5 protein-coding genes are annotated in these 4,553 nt (G+C 50.2%); all 5 read right to left on the bottom strand.

All coding sequences use genetic code 11. The features are described 5' to 3' along the window. Positions 1 to 1,034, bottom strand: a 1,034-nt coding sequence (fahA, locus tag KDK14_RS19800; protein ID WP_257266947.1) for a fumarylacetoacetase, incomplete at its 3' end; no start/stop codon positions are given. A gap of 53 nt (positions 1,035 to 1,087) precedes the next feature. Continuing rightward, positions 1,088 to 2,386, bottom strand: a complete 1,299-nt coding sequence (gene hmgA / locus KDK14_RS19805; RefSeq protein ID WP_257266948.1) for a homogentisate 1,2-dioxygenase — start codon at positions 2,384 to 2,386, stop codon at positions 1,088 to 1,090. Positions 2,387 to 2,518: 132 nt separating this feature from the next. After that, positions 2,519 to 2,761, bottom strand: a complete 243-nt coding sequence (locus KDK14_RS19810; RefSeq protein WP_257266949.1) for a hypothetical protein — start codon at positions 2,759 to 2,761, stop codon at positions 2,519 to 2,521. Positions 2,762 to 3,072: 311 nt separating this feature from the next. Next, entirely contained in the window at positions 3,073 to 3,861 is a 789-nt protein-coding gene (gene cpdA, locus KDK14_RS19815; protein WP_257266950.1) for a 3',5'-cyclic-AMP phosphodiesterase, read from the bottom strand. A 45-nt stretch (positions 3,862 to 3,906) separates the two neighbouring features. Continuing rightward, positions 3,907 to 4,371 (bottom strand): DUF1249 domain-containing protein, encoded by a 465-nt coding sequence (locus KDK14_RS19820; RefSeq protein ID WP_257266951.1) that lies wholly within the window; start codon positions 4,369 to 4,371, stop codon positions 3,907 to 3,909. Between the last annotated feature and the right edge of the window lie 182 nt (positions 4,372 to 4,553).

A 4,553-nucleotide genomic window follows, 5' to 3' on the forward strand; every position in this document is an offset into this window, starting at 1 on the left:
GTCCAGTATGAGTGTCGGAAGCTGGATTGAGAGAGTTTTGCAGGGGGGGCTCCTTCCTGGTCCATGCGTTTGGTCAGTAGGTGCGCACAGAGCTGTATATCAATGGAGCCCTGCTGGCGGTTTTTCCGGGAGTCAAGGTAAGGCAGCGGTTGCGGATCACTGGCGGGGCGCTCAAAGTTGGTCAGGTAAGGTACCAGCGCCTCCAGGGTGACAATCCAGGGGGAAACGGTGGAAGCAAAGCTCTTGGATAAAAATGGCCCCAGTGGCTGATACTCCCAGGCCTGTATATCCCGGGCAGACCAGTCATTAAACAGGCACAGACCAAATACGTGTTGATCGGCCTGATCCAGCGTTACCGGTTCTCCCAGGGCATTGCCAGCGCCAATGAAGATGCCCATTTCCAGCTCATAATCCAGTCGTTTGCAGGGGCCGAAAGAAGGTGTGTTCGCATCCGGCGCTTTGGTTTGGCCCCGGGGGCGGTGAAAATTCTGGCCAGATACCTCAATAGAGGAGGCACGGCCATGGTAGCCAATGGGCACCCATTGGTAGTTGGGCAGCAATGGGTTATCAGGTCGGAACAGTGAACCTACGCTGGTGGCATGGTAGATGGAGGTATAAAAGTCGGTGTAATCGCCGATCTGGCAGGGTAGTTGATATTCCACATCGTCCATGGCAACCAGAGCGCCGGACAGCTCTGCTTCTTCCGGGGCGCCGGTGCGCAGGGCTTTGGATAATGCCCGTCGCAGGGATGACCAGTGTTCAAAACCCAGCCCCATAAACCGGTTCAGCGTTTCCTCACAGCAGGTTTCCAGAGCCGCACGGGGGTGTCCTGAGGCAATGCTGGTGCGGGAGACGGCGGCAAGATCCAGAACCTGGTTGCCAATAGCCACACCTGCCCGAAAAGATTCACCGCGGTCTTTACGTCGGAAGATGGCAAAGGGCAGGTTTTGAATGGGGAAATCACAGGCGTTGTTATTGGCCGATGTAACCCAGCTGGTCAGGTTTGCATCGTGTGTTTCATTGAGTGTCAGCATGGTGGACTCTATGTCTCCGGGGGTAAGTCAGAAAAACAACCAGTTCTCTATTCTTAATGGCTGAAGTGCTTCTTGAGCCCTTTCCAGCAATCAATATAGTCGGTTTGGCGAGCATTACTGTCCAGCGCAAAACGGGTTGGTGCATAGACAAAGCGAGATTCAAACATAAAGGCCATGGTGTCTTGGTAGCGCACAGGTTCCAGTTTTGCGGCACTGGCCTTGTCAAACACTTCAGCCTCGGGCCCATGGGGGCTCATGCAGTTATGAAGGCTGGCACCACCGGGCACAAATCCTTGTTCTTTGGCGTCATAAGTGCCGTGAATCAGACCCATAAATTCACTCATGACATTGCGGTGATACCAGGGAGGGCGAAATGTGTTTTCAGCCACCATCCAGCGGGGCGGGAAGATGACAAAATCGATATTGGCGACCCCGGGAGTGTCACTCTGGGAGGTTAAAACCGTGAAGATGGATGGGTCAGGATGGTCAAAGCTCACGGTGTTGATCACATTGAAACGGGACAGGTTGTATTTGTAGGGGGCAGAAGTACCCACCCAGGCGACCACATCCAGGGGAGAATGATCCAGGCTGCAGCTGAACAAGTTGCCGGCAAACTTGGCTACCAGTTCAAACTCACCGTCGATATCCTCAAAGCAGGCCACCGGATAGTGGAAGTCACGATCATTGGCATAACCATTGGCTCCTACTGGTCCGCGCTCGGGCAGAACAAATGGTGCGCCGTAATTTTCACAGATGTAGCCTCTGACGGGGCCTTCGGGGAGTTGAATCTGAAACTTGATGCCCCGGGGAATGGCCAGAATCTCGCCAGGTGAGACATATAGTTGGCCCAGCTCGGTTTTGGCAAGAATCGAACCCTGTTGAGGGACGATCAGCAGCTCGCCATCGGCATTATAGAAGAAGCGATCAGTCATATCCTGGTTGGCCAGGTACATATGTACTGCAGAGCCGGTGTGACTGTGGAGGTTACCGTTGGCTGCCATGGTGACCAGCCCATCAACAAAATCGGTTTGTGCTGCAGGGAGATCAAGTGCGTCCCAGCGCATCGGGTCCGGCGGCGTTGGTACCTCGGTAATCGGGCCAGAGCGAAGCAGGTTCGATGCCATTGGTTGATACTTGCCCTGGGCTGCTGACGGGCGAATCCGGTACATCCAGGTCCTTCTGTTCTGATGTCTTGGCGCGGTGAATGCGGTGGTGGAGAACTGCTCTGCATAGAGCCCCATGGGTGCACGTTGAGGATTGAATTGCCCGATGGGGAGGGCGCCTGCCAAGGCTTCGGTTTCATGTTCGTTACCAAAGCCGTGGAGGTATTGGAGTTTGGAAGGTGGTGTCATTCGTCATTAACCCATCATCGTAACGTCGATTACTAATCAGCAAAGAAAATTTATGAAACATTTTTCTTCGGCTATGCCATTAATAAAAAATGCCACTTTCAATAAGTGGCATTTTGTGGCTGACGATATGTGTCAGACTCGGGGGTTGTAGTTCGGCTGGTTTACCCCGTCATAGTCATCAAACTCTTGAAAACTTTCTGAAAAATTGTTTTTCAAATTGTTTCTCTCATAGTAGTCTTCAATGCCTTCTCTTATGGTAGATGATTGAAGCCCCTTGTGCCTTGCTTTGCGTGCTTTTGCCTTTCTGTGTTCGTGATTGCTGTTCCACAAAGCATCGTCCCACTCATCCTGATGCATGGACTTTATCCTGGTCATAACTACATCCTTATGTTTACTGCACCTAACAATAAATTTAGGAGAGGATGCGAAGCTGTTTAATAAAAAATAGTTATATTTTTCTGATCTTTTAATTCTGAAATATTTTTGAAATCCTCCAGTTTTGCTCAGAGAAGGTTGCCCAGAAAAAAATTGGCCAGGAAAAAGTTGCCCAGAGAAGCAATGCCTTGGCGGATATTTCATAAACTGCCCCGAATCTCGCGCACGATCACAGGGATGAGTCAGGGCGACGCAGGATGCCAAAGCCCGGGACTTTGTCGCTCCGGGAGATTTTGATTGTTAATGTGCTGTCAGTAACCGTTTGATCTTGAGTCAACTTTCATTGGTTCATCAGCGACTCTTGCAACGCTGGTTATTATCTGGCCGTCTGGTAGCAGATCAAGCACACGAAAGCCCGGCTGTCTGGTATCAGCCTGAAAATCATCCGACTCAGACGCAAACTGAACGCAGGTCGAAGGCGTTGCCATAACGGGAATATCGTAGAATTGATAGTTTCTGGCCTGGTGCACATGGCCGTGAATGATACCCCGGATATTGTCGTGACCGGTGATGACTCTGGCCAGATCATTCGGGTTTTGCAGCACGCTCTGATCCATCCATCGACTATTGATGGGAACCAGGTGGTGATGGAGTGCCAGAAGTGTATGTTTGTCCGACTCCTGATGCAAACAGGTATTCAACAGTTCCAGCTCAGTTTCCATGAGATATCCGTGTGTTTTGCCCTCCACCTGAGTGTTCAACAGGACTATTTGCCAATTATCCAGAATAACCTGCTTTTGCATGGCCGATGGGTTTATCGCCTTCATAAGATGGGGCTGGTCATGATTGCCTGGCAACCAGTAGCTGGGCGCATGGATTGTTGACAGTTTTTCTTTCAGGTGCTGATAGGAAGCGGCACTGTCATCCTGCGTCAGGTCTCCGGTGACCAGAAGGCAATCAAGTTCCCGGTAGTCCTTCTGTATTTTTGCCAGCACCTCATCCAGGGTCGCAGAGGTATTAATTCCCATCAGGGTAGAGCCGGGATCAGCAAAGAGGTGAGGGTCGGTCATTTGCACGACTCGAATTCTGGGGGTTTTCATGGTTTGTTTTCTTAATGCTCAAGACGAAATTGGGATGACAGCAGTTTATCCTGTTTTTTCGGCATAAGTCCGGCAGGCAGGTAATGCGTAATCAAGCCAGTGGGCCAGAAACAGATTAAGCTGCTCCTTTTCATCAGGCTGATGCATTTTTCTATTAGGATAATTGTATCGTGGCTGGATTATCTGGCTTGTGTTTCGAGAGACAACTTCGGCCATCCTGACGTCATGGTAAAGGCGCACTTCCGCTTTCGGCATGCTGAATAATTGCCCCCAGTCTGCTTTCATTTGCAACTTTAGCAACGTGGTAAATGGCGACCGTTCCAAAACGTCAATGACCAACCATTCCACGCCGCCATCCAAATGGTTTCTGTGCCTGACCGGCAGGCGGAAGTGCTCCTGATCTGATAATTTGGGCAGCAGACACATAAGACGCAGATAGTTCTTTTCACAAACCTGTTGCAGGCGAATCAGGTTGATACGATAGTCGGGTTTCAGTGAATGTCTTTTCATAATCCGTATTATAGCGTCCTCATCCCTTCAGCCTAAAGAAGCAATACTCAAAGAGGAATTCATTATACTACTGCATTTTTTGCGTAAATTAGTGTAGATTTCCTTGATCTGATTTTGATACAGCGCTCTTAAGTAGCTGGCCATATGGAATCGAATATTTCTGGCTACTTGGGCTGGTACTA

It is taken from the genome of Endozoicomonas sp. ONNA2, from assembly GCF_024606365.1.
Lineage (GTDB): Bacteria > Pseudomonadota > Gammaproteobacteria > Pseudomonadales > Endozoicomonadaceae > Endozoicomonas.

Excerpts from the sequence above, each read along its gene's own strand:
- hmgA (WP_257266948.1), bottom strand. The coding sequence starts at position 2,386 with ATGACACCACCTTCCAAACTCCAATACCTCCACGGCTTTGGTAACGAA.
- KDK14_RS19810 (WP_257266949.1), bottom strand. The coding sequence starts at position 2,761 with ATGACCAGGATAAAGTCCATGCATCAGGATGAGTGGGACGATGCTTTG.
- cpdA (WP_257266950.1), bottom strand. The coding sequence starts at position 3,861 with ATGAAAACCCCCAGAATTCGAGTCGTGCAAATGACCGACCCTCACCTC.
- KDK14_RS19820 (WP_257266951.1), bottom strand. The coding sequence starts at position 4,371 with ATGAAAAGACATTCACTGAAACCCGACTATCGTATCAACCTGATTCGC.